This is a genomic window from Corynebacterium sp. HMSC036D03 (assembly GCF_001836185.1).
In the GTDB taxonomy this organism is placed as follows: domain Bacteria; phylum Actinomycetota; class Actinomycetes; order Mycobacteriales; family Mycobacteriaceae; genus Corynebacterium; species Corynebacterium simulans.
The window spans coordinates 318859-339353 of record NZ_KV827749.1; the positions used below are offsets into that span (position 1 = coordinate 318859).

At 59.5% G+C, this 20495-nt stretch carries 18 protein-coding genes; 11 read left to right on the forward strand and 7 right to left on the reverse strand.

Annotated features, from left to right (window positions below):
• The first annotated feature begins 1 nt into the window (after nt 1).
• The 5 genes from HMPREF2692_RS11165 (at nt 2) to HMPREF2692_RS11185 (ending at nt 6222) form a co-directional block, all read left to right on the forward strand.
• Nucleotides 2–2317, forward strand: coding sequence for a RelA/SpoT family protein (locus HMPREF2692_RS11165; RefSeq protein WP_371326283.1), 2316 nt, complete (start codon nt 2–4; stop codon nt 2315–2317).
• Nucleotides 2318–2534: 217 nt separating this feature from the next.
• Nucleotides 2535–4616, forward strand: a complete 2082-nt coding sequence (locus HMPREF2692_RS11170) for a bifunctional metallophosphatase/5'-nucleotidase (protein WP_070823622.1) — start codon at nt 2535–2537, stop codon at nt 4614–4616.
• A 99-nt stretch (nt 4617–4715) separates the two neighbouring features.
• Nucleotides 4716–5300 carry a DUF421 domain-containing protein gene (locus HMPREF2692_RS11175; RefSeq protein ID WP_070823624.1) on the forward strand — a complete coding sequence of 195 codons (585 nt, stop codon included), beginning with the start codon at nt 4716–4718 and terminating at the stop codon, nt 5298–5300.
• Nucleotides 5301–5400: 100 nt separating this feature from the next.
• Entirely contained in the window at nt 5401–5955 is a 555-nt protein-coding gene (locus tag HMPREF2692_RS11180; RefSeq protein ID WP_141741049.1) for a hypothetical protein, read from the forward strand.
• An 87-nt stretch (nt 5956–6042) separates the two neighbouring features.
• A complete protein-coding gene (locus HMPREF2692_RS11185; RefSeq protein ID WP_061922781.1) occupies nt 6043–6222 on the forward strand; it encodes a hypothetical protein in 180 nt (59 codons plus the stop codon).
• Between the two features lie 202 nt (nt 6223–6424).
• Here the strand turns inward: HMPREF2692_RS11185 and HMPREF2692_RS11190 are convergent, their stop codons facing one another.
• Both HMPREF2692_RS11190 and HMPREF2692_RS11195 read right to left on the reverse strand, forming a co-directional pair.
• Nucleotides 6425–6730 carry a hypothetical protein gene (locus HMPREF2692_RS11190; RefSeq protein ID WP_061922779.1) on the reverse strand — a complete coding sequence of 102 codons (306 nt, stop codon included), beginning with the start codon at nt 6728–6730 and terminating at the stop codon, nt 6425–6427.
• A gap of 297 nt (nt 6731–7027) precedes the next feature.
• Nucleotides 7028–7891: a peptidylprolyl isomerase gene (locus HMPREF2692_RS11195; RefSeq protein ID WP_070456568.1), complete on the reverse strand. Its 864-nt coding sequence runs from the start codon at nt 7889–7891 to the stop codon at nt 7028–7030.
• Between the two features lie 153 nt (nt 7892–8044).
• On the opposite strand from HMPREF2692_RS11195, the gene tpx reads away from it, so the two are divergent.
• From tpx to hisS, 3 genes are all read left to right on the forward strand, one after another.
• Nucleotides 8045–8545, forward strand: coding sequence for a thiol peroxidase (tpx, locus tag HMPREF2692_RS11200; protein WP_061922775.1), 501 nt, complete (start codon nt 8045–8047; stop codon nt 8543–8545).
• Nucleotides 8546–8622: 77 nt separating this feature from the next.
• On the forward strand, nt 8623–9276 hold the full coding sequence (locus HMPREF2692_RS11205) for an MBL fold metallo-hydrolase (RefSeq protein WP_070823626.1): 654 nt from the start codon (nt 8623–8625) through the stop codon (nt 9274–9276).
• Nucleotides 9277–9281: 5 nt separating this feature from the next.
• On the forward strand, nt 9282–10562 hold the full coding sequence (hisS, locus tag HMPREF2692_RS11210; RefSeq protein WP_062038838.1) for a histidine--tRNA ligase: 1281 nt from the start codon (nt 9282–9284) through the stop codon (nt 10560–10562).
• Here hisS and HMPREF2692_RS11215 read toward each other — a convergent pair.
• Both HMPREF2692_RS11215 and HMPREF2692_RS11220 read right to left on the reverse strand, forming a co-directional pair.
• Entirely contained in the window at nt 10559–11233 is a 675-nt protein-coding gene (locus tag HMPREF2692_RS11215) for a TetR/AcrR family transcriptional regulator (RefSeq protein ID WP_246823450.1), read from the reverse strand. The genes hisS and HMPREF2692_RS11215 overlap by 4 nt on opposite strands.
• 79 nt (nt 11234–11312) lie before the next feature.
• The gene (locus HMPREF2692_RS11220) at nt 11313–12722 is read right to left on the reverse strand and encodes an L-serine ammonia-lyase (protein ID WP_061922766.1); all 1410 of its coding nucleotides are present in this window, start codon (nt 12720–12722) and stop codon (nt 11313–11315) included.
• 432 nt (nt 12723–13154) lie between these two features.
• Here HMPREF2692_RS11220 and HMPREF2692_RS11225 point away from each other — a divergent pair, with 432 nt between their 5' ends.
• Together HMPREF2692_RS11225 and HMPREF2692_RS11230 are read left to right on the forward strand one after the other, a co-directional pair.
• Entirely contained in the window at nt 13155–15422 is a 2268-nt protein-coding gene (locus HMPREF2692_RS11225) for a carbon starvation CstA family protein (RefSeq protein WP_070823628.1), read from the forward strand.
• Entirely contained in the window at nt 15422–15604 is a 183-nt protein-coding gene (locus HMPREF2692_RS11230) for a YbdD/YjiX family protein (protein WP_371326209.1), read from the forward strand. Before HMPREF2692_RS11225 ends, HMPREF2692_RS11230 begins: the two co-directional genes overlap by 1 nt.
• A gap of 12 nt (nt 15605–15616) precedes the next feature.
• Here HMPREF2692_RS11230 and HMPREF2692_RS11235 read toward each other — a convergent pair whose 3' ends face one another.
• The 3 genes from HMPREF2692_RS11235 to HMPREF2692_RS11245 all read right to left on the reverse strand — a co-directional run bounded on the left by HMPREF2692_RS11235 (nt 15617) and on the right by HMPREF2692_RS11245 (nt 18445).
• Nucleotides 15617–16285, reverse strand: coding sequence for an FMN reductase (locus HMPREF2692_RS11235; protein WP_062038844.1), 669 nt, complete (start codon nt 16283–16285; stop codon nt 15617–15619).
• Complete coding sequence (locus HMPREF2692_RS11240) at nt 16286–17398, reverse strand: LLM class flavin-dependent oxidoreductase (protein WP_070823629.1); 1113 nt, start codon at nt 17396–17398, stop codon at nt 16286–16288.
• 126 nt (nt 17399–17524) lie between these two features.
• Nucleotides 17525–18445 carry a KPN_02809 family neutral zinc metallopeptidase gene (locus HMPREF2692_RS11245; RefSeq protein WP_070823685.1) on the reverse strand — a complete coding sequence of 307 codons (921 nt, stop codon included), beginning with the start codon at nt 18443–18445 and terminating at the stop codon, nt 17525–17527.
• A 195-nt stretch (nt 18446–18640) separates the two neighbouring features.
• Here HMPREF2692_RS11245 and aspS point away from each other — a divergent pair, with 195 nt between their 5' ends.
• Nucleotides 18641–20446 (forward strand): aspartate--tRNA ligase, encoded by a 1806-nt coding sequence (gene aspS, locus HMPREF2692_RS11250; protein WP_070456610.1) that lies wholly within the window; start codon nt 18641–18643, stop codon nt 20444–20446.
• The last annotated feature ends 49 nt before the right edge of the window (nt 20447–20495 follow it).

Sequence of the window (20495 nt, forward strand, 5' to 3'; positions counted from 1 at the left end):
CATGACCTACGAGGAGGGCGACGCCGTGACCACTGAGAAGTCGACAAAGCGCCCCAATGGCGGCATGCGCAGCATGTCTGCCCGTTTAGCGCGGTCTTTGACCGGCGGCAGGGTAAAGATCAACCCGGTTTTGGACCCGCTTATGTCCATTCACCGGCAGTTTCACCCCAAGGCCGATGCAGAAGCGCTCAACAATGCTTATGACACTGCTGAGCGCCTCCATGAGGGGGTATTCCGCAAGTCGGGGGAGCCGTACATTACGCACCCGCTGGCGGTCGCGACGATTGCCGCGGAGATCGGCATGGACACCACCACCATCGTTGCGGCGCTGCTGCATGACACGGTGGAAGATACCGACTACTCGTTGGATGACCTCACGCGCGACTTCGGCCCTGAGGTTGCCCGGCTTGTCGACGGCGTGACGAAGCTGGACAAGGTCGCCCTGGGCGCCGCCGCGGAGGCGGAGACCATCCGCAAGATGATCGTGGCCATGGCTACGGACCCGCGCGTGTTGGTTATCAAGGTCGCCGACCGCCTGCACAATATGCGCACCATGCGCTTTTTGCCGCCAGAGAAGCAGGCAAAGAAGGCGCGCCAGACCCTTGACGTCATCGCGCCGCTGGCGCACCGCCTCGGCATGGCGAACGTGAAGTGGGAGCTGGAAGACCTTTCCTTTGCCATCTTGTACCCGAAGAAGTACGACGAGATTGTGCGCATGGTGGCAGATCGCGCGCCTTCGCGCGATCGCGCCCTTAAGGAGATCCAGAAGCAGGTCGGTGCGGCGCTGCGTGAAAACGGAATTCAGGCCGAGGTCATGGGCCGCCCGAAGCACTACTGGTCCATTTATCAGAAGATGATGGTCCGTGGCCGCGACTTTGCGGAGATCTTCGACCTCCTGGGCATCCGCATCTTGGTCGATGACGTCAACTCCTGCTACGCCGCCATCGGCGTGGTCCACGCGCTCTACCAAGCGCTGCCGGGCCGGTTTAAGGATTATATTTCCTCCCCGCGCTTCGGCGTTTACCAGTCGCTGCACACCACGGTGATTGCAGAAGGCGGCTCCACCCTGGAAGTTCAGGTGCGCACGCACGAGATGCACTACAACGCCGAGTTCGGTGTGGCCGCACACTGGCGTTACAAGGAGAAAAAGGGCAAGAACGGCGCCGGCGATGCCGAAGTCGACCAGATGGCGTGGATGCGCCAGCTGCTGGATTGGCAGAAGGAAGCCGCGGACCCGAACGAGTTCCTAGACTCGCTGCGCTATGACCTGACCACCAAGCAGATCTTTGCTTTCACGCCCAAGGGCGATGTGGTGACTCTGCCAGCCGGGTCCACGCCGGTGGACTTTGCCTATGCCGTCCACACTGAGGTGGGGCACCGCTGCATCGGTGCGAAGGTCAACGGCAAGCTGGTGGCGTTGGAATCCCAGCTAAAGTCCGGCGACAAGGTAGAGATCTTTACCTCGAAGGATCAGAATGCCGGTCCTTCGCGCGACTGGCAGGAGTTCCTGGTATCGCCGCGTGCGAAGGCGAAGGTGCGCCAGTGGTTTGCCAAGGAGCGCCGCGAGGAGCACCTAGAGGCCGGTCGCGACGCTTTGGCCGCGGAAATCCAGCGCGGAGGCTTGCCGATGCACCGCCTGTTCACCGCATCCTCGATGCGCCAAGTGGCAGAGCAGTTGCACTTTGAAGACGTCGATTCGCTCTATACGGCAATCGGCGCGGGCCACGTCTCGGCCCAGCACGTGGCTAACCAGTTGATGTCGCTCTTCGGCGACCAAGACGATGCCGCTGAGGCACTGGCGTCACGTACTTCGCTCACGGAGTTGGAGAACTCCCGCACTCAACGCACCACCGATTCCGAGAAGGGAACCGGCATCCTGGTGGAGGGTAGCCCCGACGTCATGGCTAAGCTGGCGCGCTGCTGCCAGCCCGTGCCTGGCGACGCCATCTTTGGATTCGTCACCCGTGGCGGCGGCGTTTCGGTTCACCGTGCAGACTGCACCAATGCCGAAAAGCTCAAGCAGGAACCAGAGCGCATGATGAAGGTGGAGTGGTCCTCCGGCAAGGGCGCCGCCGGCGAGTTTGCTGCGAGCGTCCAGCTCGAGGCCATCGACCGCCAAGGCCTGCTGGCTGAGCTGACCGGCGTGTTCAGTGAGCAGAAGCTCAACGTGTTGTCCATGAGCTCCAATCGCGGTGATGACCACATCGCCACGATGCGCTTTACCTTCTCCATTTCGGATACCAAGCAGCTGGGCCAGCTTATGACCACGCTGCGCAACACCGAGGGCGTCTTCGACGTCTACCGCGTAACGGGCTAGAAGGTAAAGCCCAGACCGTGACGGCGGGACGCCGTCACCCTCACCCAACCTAGGGTGAGAGTTTCTTAATGCCATATAGCTGGCGGTTTGCGGGCAGGTGAACTTTCCGGGCATGCCCGGTAAAACGCCAGGTAATGGCATTCATGTGGACTGCAAAGGTGCCTCAAAGCGACTATAAACAAGACGTTCGTACCTCTCTCATGAAACAGGAGAACTCGTGAAATTTCGTCGCTTTGGCCAGCTGCTCGCTGCCTCTACCGTTACTGCCGTCGCTCTCAGCGGAGCCCCTGCCTTCGCGCAGGACAACACCGTGACTATCTCCGTCAGCAACATCACTGACATCCACGGTCATTTGGAAAATGGCCTGCCCAAGGACAAGACCGTAAAGCCCGGCGATGAGATGGGCGCGGCTCTGCTGCAGTCGCTGATTAAGAAGGTCAACGAAGGCCAAGAATATGCGCTGACTTCCTCCGGCGATAACGTGGGCGGTTCTGCATATATCTCCGCCATCTCTGAGGATGAGTACACCATGGACGTTCTCAACGCGATGGGCCTCGATGCTACCGCAGTGGGCAACCACGAGTTTGATAAGGGCGTCGATGACTTGCGGGACCGTATCCAGCCGCACTCCGATTTCCCGATCCTGGGCGCAAACGTCCTGCAGAATGGCAAGCCGATTCTCGATGCTTCCATCGTCCAGGAAATCGGCGGCGTCAAGGTGGGTTTTGTTGGCACCGTTACCCAGAACACCGAGTTCAAGGTTGCCCCGGCAATGATTCCAGGCGTGACCTTCACCGACCCAGTTGAGGCCACCAATAAAGAGGCAAAGCGCCTGAAGGAATCCGGCGAGGCTGACGTCGTCATCGCGCTCTTCCACGAGGACGCCCAGCAGTTCGCCGACGGATTCAGCACCGACGTTGATGCGCTCTTCGGCGGCGATACCCACGTGAAGACCCAGGGCGAGGTCGCCCGCGAGGGCGCCCTGCCGCTGCAGTGGGCGCAGGGCCACGAGTACGGCAAGCTGCTCAACGACCTGGATATCACCTTCGACACCAAGGCGAAGAAGGTCACCGACATCAAAATGAAGCAGTACGACGCGACGGACGCGGCTTCGCTTAGCGAGGATGCCGAAATCGCCGCGATCGTCGATGAAGCTGCGGCCAAGGCGGAGGAGCTCGGTGCTGACGTCGTGGGCACCATGCCAGAGGCGCTCTTCCGTGGCTCCGATGAGGGCAAGGGTTCGGGCTCCAACCGCGGCGTGGAATCCACCCTGAACAACTTCATCGCGCAGGCACAGCGCAAATCTGTGGCGAAGGCCGTGGGCAAGGAGATCGACCTGGGCGTCATGAACGCCGGTGGTGTGCGCGCGGACCTGCCTGCAGGCGAGGTCACCTACAAGGATGTCTTCACGGTGCAGCCATTCGGCAACGCCGTGGCTTACGGCAAGGTTTCCGGCGCTGACCTCATCAAGGCTCTGGAGAACCAGTGGCAGGAAGGCGCATCTCGTCCGCGCCTGGCCATGGGCCTTTCCGATAACGTGCAAGTGGTTTATGACCAGACCGGTGAGCACGGTAGCCGCATTAAGTCCGTGACCATCGACGGTGAGCAGGTCGACCCGAGCAAGGACTACACCATCGCGCTGTCCACCTTCCTCATCGGCGGCGGCGACGGCTACTTCGCTGAGGGCGCCATCAAGGATGTTGTGGACTTGGGCTACATGGACACTCAGGCCATGATTGATTACATCAAGGCTGGCAAGCCAGCCGCTCGTGAGGGTCAGGGCCAGATTGGCGCACACATCACCGGCGAGGTTAAGCCGGGCAATGAGATCACCGTGGAGCTGTCCTCCCTCAACTACACCTCTGAGGGCGAGCCGATGGCAAAGACCGCCACGGTCAAGCTGGGGGAGGAGACCGCCACTGCGGATATCGACAACGCGAAGCAGGACGGCGACGACCAATTCGGTGAGCGCGGCCGCGCGACGCTGAAGCTTAACGTGCCGGCGGACTTCACCTGCGATACCCCGCTCGAAATCACCACCGACGCTGGTACTAAGGCAACGCTGCCGCTTGACGACGCCACCTGCAGCGACGAGCCTGGCAAGGGCGATACTGCCGACAGCTCCTCGCTGAGCTCCCTTTCCTCCCTGAACTCCGGTTCTTCCAAGGGCCTGGGCATTGCTGCGGGCGTCATCGCTGCCATCGTGGGAATCATCGGCGTGGTGGGCATGAACATGCACATGCTGCCGGCGCCGGTGCGTGCTTTCATTGAGAACCTGCGCAAGCAGTTCAACATCTAAGCACTGCAGTCTAAAGCAAGGCACCGTGGAATCTTCTCCACGGTGCCTTTGTCTATCCAAGCTCCGTAAAGGAAATGCGTGATAGTAGAGTAGTTTGACGTGGATATTGTGGATTTAATCGGGCGTGAGTCGGCTTATCAATTAGGCATTGAGCCACACCGCATTCCCGTGGTCCTTCTTGCCACCATCGGTATCTACTTGGCCTTTATGATTCTGGTCAAGCTCTTTGGCACCCGCGTGCTGACGTCGATGACTGCTTCCGATGCCGTCATCATCATTATGTTCGGTGCCGTGGCCGGCCGTGTCATCGTGGGCAATCCACCGACCCTTGCCGCCGGCGTCATTGGTCTTCTAACGCTCATGGTCCTGGAAGCCGCCTTCGGCACCATCCGCCGCTACATCGGCTGGTCCCGCTACCTTGACCGCCGTCCCGTGCTGTTGGTCTACAACGGCGAGCTGGTGCGTGAAAACATGCATTTCGCTCACATCACCGTCAGCGACGTAAATTCCGCAACCCGCAAAGCCGGACTCGGCCGCCGCGGCGATGTCCAGATGATGATCCTGGAGCCCACCGGCCAAATCTCCGTCATCAAAATCGGCCAATTCGTCGACCCCGACCTCTTCCGCGACATCCTCGGCGCTGAGCTCATCGAGGGCATGGACGACAAACCAGGGGAGAAGTAGCTGTGCATTGGGCTGTTCGTAATGCCAAGCTACCTGGAAAGCTCTGATAAAAGCTCCGGACTTCTGACAACTTAATCTTTTTCGAATATTCTTTCTTCTGATGAGCGACACTAATGAGGAAGAACCCCCTAACACGCAGATGGCGGAGCCAATGACACCGAAGAGTCAGGATCGATCGCTGAAGACTCGAGACAGGCTTATAGGGTGGTCTGTTTCCTTGCCTGGCGCACTTTGCATATTGCTCGTCATTGTTATCATCGGAGTTGCTGCAGCATTCCTTCTGACTTGGTGGCTTACGGGTGACGAGTGGAAAGATGTCATTTTAAAGCTCGTGAATTACCGTGGGGCGATTCCGAACGCAATTGTTGCTGTTGTAGGTCTCGTAATCGCCTGGCGTTCGTTCAAGCAAAAACAAAGTTCAGATAGGCGCGATGCCTACTACAACAGAATCGAGTGGGCAATGAATCTAACTCTTGATAGCGACGAAAGAAAACGTCGAGCAGGATGGCAGTTGTTGCCAACGCTCGTGACAATGTCTGATCGCTCCGATGAAGACGAGACGTTTGTCCAAGCAATATCGGAATACATCAAGGAGAATTATGAGAATGGTGTAGAGCGTGAGCACTCGACGACGGAATCTAGTGAGGAAGCGTAAACGCCTCAATCTTTACCCAGGAAAAAGGGTGGATTACGCTGTATCAGCGATGTAAGGTTAAGGGCACCGAAAGAGGAGGGACGTGCCATGACGATTGCAGATAGGTCTGCTCAGAATTCTCAGGCGATTTCTGACGAAGAGTTTGAAGCGCTGGAAGAGGCACATTTCTTCATGAAGGCATACATGCAGCGTTTGAATGAGCCACGTAACCTTCCCTGGTGGGAGAAAGTCTTGGGCGTGTTCGGTATTCGACGAATTGTGCGCTAGCAGAGCTTTATTGAGGAGCACTCAAATAGGAATTCCCTCGATGCCGTTGTTTGCATCGAGGGTTTAGTTTTGCGCGTGATGCGTTCTCTGGCATCGGTGCTTAGCTGAAACCGTCCGGTGCATCACTGAAACCACAGCAGGTCAGGCATAAGAAAACCGCCCACCAAATGGTGAGCGGTTGTTCTAGATCTTCGGATCGAGTTTAGAAGATCTTGAAGTACTTGTTGACGAAGCCGAACAGTGCGCCGAGGGCGGTGATGACTGCGGTGGCAACGCCGATCCACTCCTTGACGTCCTTTGCCGTGAAATCGTCGGAGGAAGAGGAAGAGGAACCTTCCTTTTCAGGGGTCTTGGTCTCCGTAGGGGTTTGAGTAGTAGTAGGAGCAGCCGTTGTGGTAGTGGAAGTAGTTGCGGCTGGGGTTGCAGCCATAGCAGCGCCAGCGCCGCCGAAGGAGATGGTAGCGGCTGCAGCAGCTGCAACCAGTGCCTTGCGGGAGAAGAACTTCATGTGTTCAATCCTTAAGAGTTTGGGAATTTCAAAGACCCCACGAATGTTAGTTCCGGCCCTGAAGATATGCAACCGAAAAAGCGAAAAAGTTCATCCTGTGAAGTATCTGTAGGTATGTTGTGTGCAGGAGAAATAGGAAAAATGCACTAGATGATAGAGCCTATTTTGTGAAAAGGCCTGCGCACGCATAAGAAAATCTCAGCTACCTCTGAAAAAGGTGCATGTAAGACGAAGCCCCCTGGGCATACCCATCAGGGGTGCCCAGGGGGAGACGAAAGGACATCTATTTGTCGGCGCTTAGGCTTCGACAGACGCCTTCTTGATCTTGATTTCCTCGGCCGGCTTGCCGTCGGAGGCACCGCCTTCGACGCCGATCTTGGCGATCTTGTCCATGGTCTCCTGGCCCTTGTCGGTCAGGTCGCCGAAGTAGGTGTACTCAGGCGTGAGCATGGAGTCGGCGTAGTTGACGAAGAACTGGGAGCCATTGGTGTCCACGCCGGAGTTGGCCAGGGCGATGGAGCCTTTCGGGTAGGTCACCGGGTTCTTGGTGTCAGCTTCATCAGTCTCGTCGGTTGGGTACTCGTTGGCGAATCTAAAACCAGGGCCGCCGGAGCCGGTGCCGGTTGGGTCACCGCACTGCAGGACGCTCAAGACGCCGGAGGTCATGCGGTGGCAGATGGTGTCGTCATAGTAGCCCTGATCCGCCAGGTCCGAAATTGCGTTGACGGCACACGGAGCCTTAGCGCGGTCGAGCTCCATTTCGATGTCGCCCTTGTTGGTAGCGAAGTTAACCTTCACCGTTCCCTTGGTGGAGACATCCTTGCCGTCCGGAACCTTCGCACCGTTGGCATCCTGGCCGTCCTTTTCGTAGGTGCACTGCACGCTCGCAGGCAGTGCCTCAGCACGCTTGCCGGACAGTGGCTTGGCATCCGGGGTGTCCTGAGCAGTGGTCTCTGCGGCGCTGGATTCTTCGGCCACGACCTTCTCATCGGAATTATCGCGGGTGGCGAAGAAGTAGATGCCGCCGACCAAGGCGAGGATAACTACGAGCGAGGCCGCGACGACGCCCAGAGGGCGGGTCTTTTCCTTGCGGTCACGGGCCTTGAGCTCACGGTCGAGCTGGTTTAGCGCTTCTTCGCCACGCTGTTTGTTGTTGGGCATTTAATGGTCCTTTGGCGATGGATTTCGAGTTAAACGCTAGCTTCTAAGCCAGTGGGCTCGAGCTATACCTGACAGAGTCTAGCCCGTCTGGTCCAACGGATCGTATTTGCCCGTCGTGGCACGACGGGAGATCCTTCAGTAGGGTGGGGCGCCATGGCTCACGTTAAATTCAATGGAAACGAAACCGAAATCGCCGGAAACCTACCTGAGGTAGGGCAGAAGCTGCCAGAGTTCACGCTCGTCGGCACCGATCTTTCCGAGGTAACCAACCAGGACTTCGAGGGCAAGCGCCTGGTTATCTCCTTGTTCCCGTCCGTAGACACCGGCGTGTGTGCAGCGCAGCTGCGTTCCTTCAACGAGAAGGCTGCCGGCCTAGACAACACCGTCGTGTTGTCCGTGTCCCGTGACCTGCCATTCGCGCAGGAGCGCTTCTGTGCAGCAGAGGGCATCGAGAACGTCGTTAGCGCTTCCGATTTCCGCTCTGACTTCGGCGAGAAGCTGGGCATTACTCTGCAGGGCTCTCCGCTGAAGGGCCTGCTGGCTCGCTCCGTTGTTGTCACCGATGAAGAGCACAAGGTCATCTACACCGAGCTCGTTGATGAAGTCACCACCGAGCCGAACTACGACGCCGCGATCGAGGCATTGGGCAAGTAATTCGGCGAGTAAAAGCTCACTAAATCTCATCTAGCGCCTGGCCCCACTGCATTGGGGCGGGCGCTAGACTGCGTTTTATGACTTTGAGCGTTTTAGGTTTCGCAGCTGGGCCCTACAAGACCAATACCTATGTGGTGGCCAATGGCTCCCGCGCTTTCGTGGTTGACCCAGGCATGCACGCGATGCAACGTGTTCTCGACTTGGGTAAAGAGCATGGCCTTAACTTCGAAGCTATCGTCTTGACCCATGGCCACCTCGACCACACCCGCGAGGCAGGTGACCTTGCCAAGCAGCTCAACCTTCCGGTGTACATCCACCCCAAGGACGCGTTCATGCTTGTTGACGGTTCCGGGGTCTCACCGGAATCGCAGCTGCTTTTCGACGCCGCGAATATGCTCGCCATCGACGATCTTCGCGAGCTCCACGGCGGCAAGCCCTTGGAACTCATCTGCTATGAGTTCCGGATCGAGCATGCCCCGGGGCATTCGCCGGGCTCCGTCCTTATTATTGCCGAGGAATTCGTGCTTTCCGGCGACGTCCTCTTTAAAGGCTCCATCGGGCGCACCGACTTGGAGCACTCTGACCCAAGCGCGATGCAGCTCTCGCTTGCCGGGCCTGTCTGGAGGCTCGATGACAAGCTCGCTGTCCTGCCCGGACACGGCGCAACCACCACGATGGACGCCGAAAGGGCAACTAATCCATTCTTGGCCACGCTACGGGATGTACTCTGATACGCGTGAGTGATAAGAAGCAGTTTAAGGCCCTGTCCGCTCCCAAGGGAGTCCCGGACTACATTCCGCCGCAATCGGCGACCTTCTACAAGGTGCGTGAGAACCTGGTCCATCAGGCTCATCTCTCCGGCTTCCAGCACATCGAGCTTCCGATCTTCGAAGACACCACGCTTTTCGCGCGTGGTGTTGGTGAATCCACCGATGTGGTCTCCAAGGAGATGTACACCTTCGCAGACCGCGGCGACCGCTCGGTAACCCTGCGCCCAGAAGGTACCGCAGGCGTTATGCGTTCGGTCATTGAGCACAACCTTGACCGCGGCCAACTGCCGGTCAAGCTCAACTACTTCGGACCTTTCTTCCGCTACGAGCGCCCGCAGGCTGGCCGCTACCGCCAGCTTCAGCAGGTCGGCGTCGAGGCCATCGGCGTTGACGATCCCGCGCTCGACGCCGAGGTCATCGCCCTGGCAGATCGCTCCTTCCGTTCCCTCGGGCTGAGCCAATTCCGTCTCGAGCTGACCAGCTTGGGTGACCAGAACTGTCGCCCGGCTTACCGCGAGAAGCTGCAGGAGTTCTTGTTCAAGCTCGACTTAGATGAGGAAACCCGCAAGCGTGCGGAGATCAACCCGCTGCGTGTCCTCGATGACAAGCGTTCTGAGGTCCAGGAGCAGCTTGCCGACGCCCCGCTGATGCTCGATCACCTAAACGACGAGTGCCGTGAGCATTTCGAGACGGTCACCGGCCTGCTCGATGACATGGGCATCGAGTACACCATCAATCCGCGCATGGTCCGCGGCTTGGATTACTACACCAAGACCTGTTTCGAGTTCGTGCACCCGTTGCTCGGCGCGCAGTCCGGCATCGGTGGAGGCGGCCGCTACGACGGCCTGATGTCTCAGCTGGGAGGCCAGGAGCTTTCCGGCATCGGCTACGGCCTCGGCGTCGACCGCACCATCTTGGCTCTGGAGGCTGAGGGCATCCAGCTCGACGGCGTCGACCAGCGCGTTGAGGTCTTTGGCGTGGCACTGGGCGCCGATGCTAAGCGCCGTATGGCAGGCATCGTCAACGACCTGCGCAACGCCGGCATCTCCGCTGACATGTCCTTCGGCGACCGCGGCCTCAAGGGGGCGATGAAGGGCGCGGACCGTGCCGGCGCTCGCTTCGCGCTTGTCCTGGGCGAGCAGGAGCTCGAAAACGGCGTTGTCGCCGTCAAGGACCTTGCCGCGCATGAGCAAAGCGACGTCGCCATTGACGCGCTCGTTGAGCACCTGCGCAGCCAGCTGAATTAAGCCAACGACGTTAAAGGGCATCTCGCTGAGATGCCAAAGGCGCCTTCCTTCCCACATATCGGTTGGGGAGTGAAGGCGCCTTTTGTTTTGCTACTATGCGTTCGCCATGCCGCTTTTGATGCCTGCCAAGTAGATGCGCAGCATACGTTTTGGATATCGGGCACGTAGTTCTCCACGTGCACCTTCCTGGGGCGCACCAGCGTTAAGATTCCCACCACGAAGTCGAGGTGCCCCACGCCTGGGCCAATTACGTCGTGCTGCTTTCCGAGCTCGATGAACCTTTCGCCGTTTTCCTGCAACGGGTCGCGCTTCAATTGCAAATCCTCCGGCAGGGTATCTAAGTCCTCCGGCGCGAAGGAAGGGATGAGGCTGGTCAAACCCATTTCCGTGAGCTTGAGAGCATAGTCCAGGACGAAGTTTTCCGCGTCCGAAGGATCGGATTCGAAGCCTTTAATCAAGCGACTTTGGAAGACCAGAAAATCATCGCTCATGTGTTCCGCGCACGCGTGAATCAACCCTTCACGGTCCGGGAAGTTGCGGTAGAGCGTGGCGACGCCCACGCCTGCTTCCTGGGCAATCTTTTCAAGGGAGACCGAGTTGCCATGGCGTTTAAACATGGCGCATGCCGCCTCGATGATGGCTATTCGGCGGCGTAACGCATCGGCTCGCATGGAGGTAGGTATCGCTTTCTAGGTTAGAGTCTGTGTGTTAGCGATAAGACTACCTTTTGCCACGCAAGCCTTTTTTGCACTAGCACTCCACCTGCGTGACGGCGAAGCCCAGGGTCTTTGCGAGTCCACCAATGGAGGTCTCCTTGTACTTCGCCAGCATGTCGCGGCCGGTATCGGCCATCGTCTGCACGGCGGCGTCGAGAGAAACGTGGTGCGTGCCTTGGCCCATGCGCGCCAGGCGCGCGGCGTTGATGGACTTGACCGCGCCGATGGCGTTGCGCTCGATGCACGGAATCTGCACGAGGCCGCCGACTGGGTCGCAGGTAAGGCCGAGGTTGTGTTCCAGCGCAATCTCGGCTGCATTTTCGATCTGCGCCGGCGTTGCGCCTAGCAGTTCAGCCATGCCGGCCGCCGCCATTGACGACGCCGAGCCTACCTCGCCTTGACAGCCCACCTCGGCGCCCGAAATCGAGGCGTTGTGCTTGATGATCATGCCGATGGCACCCGCGGTAAGCAAGTAGCGGCGGGCGGAATCGCGGGTGAAGTTCGGCTTGAAGTCGCGGGCATAGTGCAACACCGCTGGGATGATGCCGCAGGCGCCGTTCGTTGGGGCCGTGATGACGCGGCCACCGGCGGCATTTTGCTCGTTGACGGCGAGCGCAAACAGGTTGACCCACTCCATAGCGGAAAAACCGCAGGTCTTATCGTCGTGGCCCTCCATTAGCTGCTTGTACATGCCCGGCGCGCGGCGTGGGACCTGCAGGCCGCCCGGCAAGATGCCGGAGGTAGAGATGCCGTCGGTGACGCACTCGCGCATGATGTCCCACACCAAATCCAGGTGCGCGTAGACGTATTCGAGGCCGCCGTCTTCTTTATGGAGCGCTTCCTGGTTGGCGGCGACAATCTCCCAGATCTTCAAATCGTGCTTTTCGCACAGCGCCAGCAATTGCTCGCCCGTGGTGAATGGGTAAGGAACATCGTCGGTGGATTCGGCCGCTGCCATGCCGGCAGGTACCTCGGCGGAGGCTGCGACCTCGGCGTCGAGTTCCGCGCGGGAGAGAATGAATCCGCCGCCGACGGAGAAGTACTCGGCGTGCTCGGCCAGTAGGTTGCCCTCTGCATCCCAGGCATCGAAGATGAGGCAATTCGGGTGCTCGGGGACCGGCTCGTTGTTGAACTCGATGGAATATTCCATCGCGCCCAGCGGGCCGTCGGTCATGCCTTTGCTCGGAATGGGCTGATCGGAACGCGGTTCAGCGTCAACCGGGACGGTCAGCGGATCCCAGCCGGCCAAGCCCAGAATCACCGCGCGGTCGGTGCCGTGGCCGCGGCCAGTCAGCGAAAGCGAGCCCCGCAGCTCGGTGTGCACCTTGGCTGGATGCTCCGGCAGCGTTTTCAGGAACGCAAGGGCCGCGCGCATTGGGCCGACGGTGTGCGAGGAAGATGGGCCAATGCCGATGGAGAAAATGTCGGTGACGCTGATTGCCATGCTGGGCGGTGCCTCCTTTGTGAGTTTGCTTTGTGAGTTTGGAAATTAAATTGGGGGTAGGTGGGGGGAGTATTTCTAGGGGGCAGGCTGTGGCTAAACCCGTGTTAATTGCGATCTTGCTGCGGCCGAAATTCTCTGTGACGAGGACTTTTTCCGGAAGGCCGCGCATACAGTTTCTCCATGTTACCGCTTTGGCAGTAGTTCACTACGTGGAGGCAGCGTTGTTAACCCCTCGGGGTGGGTGTGACCAAGGTCAAGCGATTTTGGGGGATAAGCCGATAGAAATTATTGAATTTTATTGTGTGATCTTTGCACACAATGAATACTGATTAGTATCTCGGTTCACAATAGTTAAGCAATTCAGCGTGCCTAACAACTGTGGCTGGATAAAAGTTCTTTCATCTGCTCTGTCTGATTCCTCGGGAGATTATCGTGAGTATCAAGACCGGACCCGAACCGCGGTCCGACATCGAATTTGTTGAAGTCGACGGCCAGGCACAGCCCATCGACGTAAAGCCGGAAAAGGTCATCGGCAACGTTGAGAAGATCGTCATTTTGATTGCCGCTATCGCTGCGGCTGCCGGTTGGGGAGTGCTCGCTCTCCACCGCGGTGAGACCATCAACTCCGTCTGGTTGGTCCTAGCCGCCGTTGGCTCCTACATTATCGGATATACCCTGTACGCACGCCTTATTGAGTACCAGGTGGTAAAGCCGCGCAATAATCGTGCGACTCCTGCCGAGTACGCCAACGACGGTAAGGACTTCCTGCCTACCGATCGCCGCGTGCTCTTTGGCCACCACTTCGCCGCTATTGCCGGCGCGGGCCCGCTTGTCGGCCCGGTCATGGCGGCGCAGATGGGCTATCTCCCGGGCACACTATGGATCGTCCTCGGCGTCGTCTTTGCGGGCGCGGTACAGGATTACCTGGTGTTGTGGGTTTCCACGCGGCGCAAGGGCCGCTCGCTGGGCCAAATGATCAACGATGAGATGGGTAAAATTGGAGGCATCGCGGGCATCATCGCCACCGTCGCCATCATGATCATCATCATCGCAGTGCTGGCGCTCATCGTGGTCAACGCTTTGGCGGATTCGCCGTGGGGCGTCTTCTCCATCACGATGACCATCCCCATCGCTTTGTTCATGGGCCTCTACCTGCGCTACATCCGCCCTGGCAAGGTCTCTGAGGTCTCCGTCATTGGCGTCATCCTGCTGCTTGCCGCCATCATCGGCGGCGGTTGGGTCTCCGATACTGAGCTCGGTGCCAGCATGTTTACCTGGTCCAAGGAGACCTTAGCCTTTGCCATCATTGGCTATGGCATCGTGGCAGCTATCCTGCCGGTCTGGCTGCTGCTTGCCCCGCGTGACTACCTGTCTACCTTCATGAAGATTGGCGTCATCGCGCTGCTTGCCATCGCCATCGTGATTGAGCGCCCGTCCGTGCACATGCCGGCAGTGACCAGCTTCGCCACGGACGGAAATGGCCCAGTCTTCTCCGGCAACCTCTTTCCGTTCCTGTTTATCACCATTGCGTGCGGCGCACTTTCTGGCTTCCACGCGCTGATCTCCTCGGGTACCACGCCAAAGCTCATTGAGAAGGAATCCCACATGCGTGCCATCGGTTACGGCGGCATGATCATGGAGTCCTTCGTCGCGGTCATGGCGCTTATCTCCGCGGTCATCATTGACCGCCACATGTACTTCGCCATGAACTCCCCAGCGCCGAAGACGCAAGGTACTGCGGAAGGTGCGGCCGACTTCGTAGGCACCCTCAACCTGCCCGGCGCTGGCATCACCGCCGAGCAGCTAACCGCCGCAGCCCAGGCAGTGGGCGAGGAGTCCATCGTTTCCCGTACCGGCGGCGCGCCAACGCTGGCTTATGGCATGTCCGAAATCATGACGCAGATGCTGGGCAATCCAGCCATGCAGGCTTTCTGGTACCACTTTGCCATCATGTTCGAGGCGCTGTTTATCCTCACCACGGTGGACGCTGGCACCCGCGTGGCACGCTTTATGATGTCCGACTCCTTGGGAGGCATCCCGGGCCTGGGCAAGTTCCGCGACCAAAGCTGGAAGCTCGGGACCTACCTTTCCACTTTCATCGTCTGTGCGCTGTGGGGCGCCATTCTCATCATGGGCGTTACCGATCCGCTAGGCGGCATCAACGTGCTCTTCCCGCTCTTCGGCATCGCGAACCAGCTGTTAGCTGCGATGGCGCTCGCACTCGTCGTGGTCGTGGTGGTCAAGAAGGGTCTTTATAAGTGGGTCTGGATTCCGCTTATCCCGCTGGCCTGGGACCTCATCGTGACCATGACCGCGTCCTGGCAGAAGATCTTCAGCTCCGATCCGACCATCGGCTATTGGGCTAACCACGCGCGTTTCAAAGACGCCGCGGCTCAGGGGCTTAGCGAGTTCGGGTCTGCAAAGTCCGTCGAAGAAATTGACGCAGTGGTGCGTAATACCTTCATCCAAGGCTGTCTATCTATCCTCTTCGCCGTGCTTGTCCTAGCCGTTATTGGTGCGGCAGTGATGTCGTGTATCAAGGCGGTCAAGCAGCGCGTAGCCGGTATCGAGCCAGTGGATTCGGAGACCGAGGACATCCCGTCCACGCTGTTCCTGCCTCGTGGAATGATGCCGACCAAGCGGGAGAAGGAAGTAGCCGCGCAGTACAACATGAGCTTCGAAGAAACTGGAGGGCATTAGTGATTAGCGCGCTCAAGAAAATCACCTGGTACGTCGGCGAGCTCATGGGCGATCACGCCTACGCGAAGTACTGCGCTCACCTTAAAGCGCATCATCCCGACGCCGTGATTCCAACCGAGCGCGAATATTGGCGTGCCCGCTACGCCGAGCAGGATGCCAACCCCGGTGCGCGGTGCTGCTAGATGACGCTGTGGCTAGGCGGTGCCGTCGTGGCCTTTCAGCAGCGCGCTAAACGGCGTGAACTCTTCTTCCACGTCCAATCCGGTGGGACGTGGGGAAGGCTCTGCCAAGTTCGGGGCGGCTAGTCCTGCGACGCGGTCGGTGGGAGCCACGATGAGATCGGCAAGCTCCTTGGCCGCGCGCTCGATGCGCTGGGCGTTGCGTGTACCTTCTGCGGTGCCGAAGTCTTCGGTGGCTTGGAAGACGCCGGTGGGGATCACTGTGGCATGCAGGTAGTTAAACAGCGGACGCAATGCATAGTCGAGCACCAACGCATGCCGCGAAGACCCGCCCGTGGCTGCAATCGCTGTGGGCAGGTGCTCCAAGGCGTGCGGATCGAGTGTGTCGAAGAAGAGCTTGAAAAGGCCCGAGTAGCTGCCCTGGAAAATCGGGGTCACCGCAATCAGTGCGCTCGCCGTCGATAGTGCGCGCTTTGCCTCATCTAGGCGGGGAGTGGTGGAGCCCCAGTTCGTCATGGCCTCGGCGAGCTCGGTGGCAAGCTCACGGAGTTCAATCATGGTGGTCTCCACGCCTTCGCCTCGGGCGCCGACCTGGGAGCACACGGCCTGGGAGAGGGCGTCGGCAAGCGCGCGCGTTGATGACGGCGTGGATAGCCCTGCGGTAACAACGACCAGTGAACGCATCTAGTTCTCCTCTCCGGGGTTGACCTTGAAATGGGGTGCGGCGGGGTTGGCCTTCAGGCTTGCGTGGGTAGGCGGATTCGAAGGCACATGCTCCGGGCGGCGGGCCTCCATGCGGCGGCGCAGCTCCGGAACCACCTGGGTGCCCAAGATTTCAATCTGTTTCAGTACTACCTCCTGCGGCAGGCCCGCGTGATCGATGAGGAAAAGCTGGCGCTGGTAATCGCCCACCCAATCGGCAAACTGCATGGTGCGCTCGATGACCTGCTCCACCGTGCCTACAGTCAGCGGCGTCTGCGCGGTGAACTCCTCCAGGGAAGGGCCGTGGCCGTAGACCGGTGCGTTATCGAAGTAGGGGCGGAAGAACTTCTTCGCCTCGGCTTCGGTCTCGCCGATGAAGACCTGGCCGCCCAAGCCCACGATGGCCTGATCCGCGCGGCCGTGACCGTAGGACTCGAAGCGGCGGCGGTAGATGCCTACCATCTTCGCGGTGTGCTCCTTGTTCCAGAAGATGTTGTTGTGAAAGAACCCATCGCCGTAGAAGGCGGCCTGCTCGGCAATCTGCACCGAGCGGATGGAGCCGTGCCAGACAAAAGGCGGCACGCCGTCAAGGGGCGCCGGGGTAGACGTATACCCCTGTAGAGGCGTGCGGTACTTGCCCGTCCAATTAACCACCGGCTCGCGCCACAGCCGGCGCAGCAAGTGATAGTTCTCCACCGCCAGTGGGATGCCTTCGCGGATATCCTTGCCAAACCACGGATAAACCGGGCCCGTGTTGCCGCGGCCCATCATGAGATCTACGCGGCCGCCGGAAAGGTGCTGCAGGAAGGCATAGTCCTCGGCGATCTTTACCGGGTCATTGGTGGTGATAAGCGTCGTGGAGGTGGATAGCTGCAGGTTCTTTGTCTGTGCGGCGATATATGCCAGGTGGGTAGTCGGTGAGGAGGGCACGAAGGGTGGGTTGTGGTGCTCGCCGGTCGCAAAGACGTCGAGGCCAACCTCCTCGGCCTTCAGCGCAATCTCGGTCATATTGCGGATGCGCTCGGCCTCGCTGGGGCTGATGCCGTTGGTTGGGTCCGCGGTGACATCGCCGATGCTAAAGATTCCGAATTGCATGCTGCTCCCTTGAGTGTGGCTTAGAACTTTAGTGTATATGACATGTCAACAACAGGGGTGCGTGGGAAATTCCCACGCACCCCTGTCATTTTTAGGCGGGACCTAGACTTTAGGCGCTATAAGTGTTTAGCCGTTATAAGCATTGCGCTCGAGGTAGTCGCACCGCGCCATCTCGCCTGATTGGTAGCCGGCCAAGAAGGCTTTGGAGCGCATTTCGGAAGAACCGTGTGTCCACTGATCGGGGCGGACCTGGCCGCCGGAGCGCTGCTGGATGTTGTCATCGCCAACAGCGGCAGCGGCGGTCACTGCGTTCTCGAGCTGCTGCTTCGAAATCTCTTGCAGGCCCATGTTCGTATTGTCATCGGTATAGTTTGCCCAGATGCCTGCGTAGCAGTCTGCCTGCAGCTCAATCTTGACGGCGTTGGAATCCTCGCCCGGTTGGTTGTAATTGGAAAGACCCAGCGTTCCCTCGAGGTTTTGAATGTGGTGACCAAACTCGTGGGCCACGATATACATTTGCGTCAGGGGGGCGTTCTCGGCGCCGAATTGGGTGAGTTGATCGAAAAAGGCGGTATCGAAATAGGCCGTCTGATCACTCGGGCAGTAGAACGGGCCGGTGGCGGCCGATGCTTGGCCGCAGCCGGACGTGGTGGCGCCGTGAAAGATGACCATTCCGGGTTCGGTGTATTCCAGCCCGGCCTGCTTTGGAAGTTGGTCCGCCCAAACGCGGTCGATGGACTGGGCGGCGTACATGATGCGGCAGTCGTCGTACTTGTTGCCGTCCTCAGCGGTCTGGCAGTGGGCAAGCTCTCCGGTGGGGTTGCCGTTTGCGTCTGTGCCGTTTTCTTCCTGCGCTATTTGGCCCTGGTCATTCTCGGTGCCGAAGTACTGATCAAGATCGGATGGGTTTCCGCCCATGATCAGGAACAAACCGATGAGGACGAGAGTGCCCAGGCCGCCCCCTGCCGCAATGGTGCCGCCGCGGCGCCCGCCGCCACCAGAGCGGGCGCGGGTGTTGTTGAATTCTGCATCCGAACGAAATGTCATGCCATTGATAATGCCATATGTCCAGCGCATTGTGCCGCCAGAAAATATAGATACTTTCTGTAGCTGCCTCATCGAAACGAAATACTAGGCGGGGTTGTAGACTTGGGCGCGTTCAAGTTTTGCCATTCTCCGGCGCGTGCTGTCTACGCGTGGCGGGAGAGGGTAAAAAATCGAAATAGAAGGGACTGAACGCTAGTGCTGCGCACTCATTTGGCTGGCGAGCTCCGCAAGGACATCGCAGGCGAGACTGTTACTCTCACCGGTTGGGTTTCCCGCCGTCGCGACCACGGTGGAGTTATCTTCATTGACCTGCGTGATCGATCCGGCATCGCCCAGGTTGTTTTCCGCGAATCCGGAGTTGCAGAGCATGCACACGACCTGCGCTCTGAGTACTGCGTGAAGGTAACCGGCGTCGTCGAGCCGCGTCCAGAAGGCTCCGAGAACCCGAACCTGCCTTCCGGCGAGATCGAGGTCAACGTCACCGAGCTCGAGGTCCTCAACAAGTCCGCAGCACTGCCTTTCCAGATCGATGACCCATCCACCTCTGGAGAGGTCGGCGAGGAAGCGCGCCTGAAGTACCGCTACCTGGATCTGCGCCGTAAGACCCAGGGCGACGCGCTGCGTCTGCGCTCTGCGGCAAACCGTGCAGCCCGCAAGGTGCTCGACGCACACGATTTCACCGAGATCGAGACCCCAACCCTGACCCGCTCCACCCCAGAAGGCGCCCGTGACTTCCTGGTCCCAGCACGCCTGAAGCCAGGCTCCTGGTACGCCCTGCCACAGTCGCCGCAGCTGTTCAAGCAGCTGCTCATGGTTGCCGGCATGGAGCGCTACTACCAGATCGCGCGCTGCTACCGCGACGAGGATTTCCGCGCTGACCGCCAGCCGGAGTTCACCCAGCTCGACGTCGAGATGTCCTTCGTGGACCAGGACGACGTCATCGCACTAGCCGAGGAGATCGTCTCCGAGCTGTGGAAGCTCATCGGCTACGAAATCACCACGCCGATCCCGCGTATGACCTACGCTGATGCGATGAAGTACTACGGCTCCGATAAGCCGGACCTGCGCTTTGACATCAAGATCGTCGAGTGCACCGAGTTCTTCAAGGACACCACCTTCCGCGTATTCCAGAACGAGTACGTCGGTGCCGTCGTCATGGAAGGTGGCGCATCCCAGCCGCGCCGCCAGTTCGATGCTTGGCAGGAATGGGCAAAGCAGCGCGGCGCTAAGGGCCTTGCCTACATCACCATTGCTGAGGATGGCACCCTGGGCGGCCCGGTGGCCAAGAACATCACCGACGCCGAGCGCGAGGGCATCGCCGCTCACGTGGGCGCAAAGCCTGGCGACGCCATCTTTTTTGCCGCAGGCGACACTAAGTCCTCCCGCGCTCTGCTCGGCGCAGCCCGTGGCGAGATCGCCCGCAAGCTCGACCTCATCAAGGAAGGCGACTGGGCCTTTACCTGGGTCGTCGACGCACCACTGTTCGAGCCGGCTGCCGACGCCACCGCATCCGGTGACGTTGCCCTGGGCCACTCCAAGTGGACGGCCGTGCACCACGCCTTTACCTCCCCGAAGCCGGAGTACCTCGACACCTTCGACCAGAACCCGGGCGAGGCTACCGCTTACGCTTATGACATCGTCTGCAACGGCAACGAGATCGGCGGCGGTTCCATCCGTATCCACCAGCAGGATGTGCAAAAGCGTGTCTTCGACGTCATGGGAATCGGCGAGGAAGAAGCACAGGAGAAGTTCGGCTTCCTGCTCGACGCATTCCAGTACGGCGCACCGCCACACGGCGGCATCGCATTCGGCTGGGACCGCATCGTGTCCCTGCTCGGCGGCTTCGACTCCATCCGCGACGTCATTGCTTTCCCGAAGTCCGGCGGCGGCGTCGATCCGCTAACCGACGCCCCGGCACCGATCCCTGCCGCACAGCGCAAGGAGACCGGCGTCGACTTCAAGCCGGAAAAGAAGTCAGAAGAAAAGGCTGCAGCGAAGTAAGCGCTAAAGCTTGCTTTTAAAGCGGGGCAGGGCCGAATCTGCGGGAAAG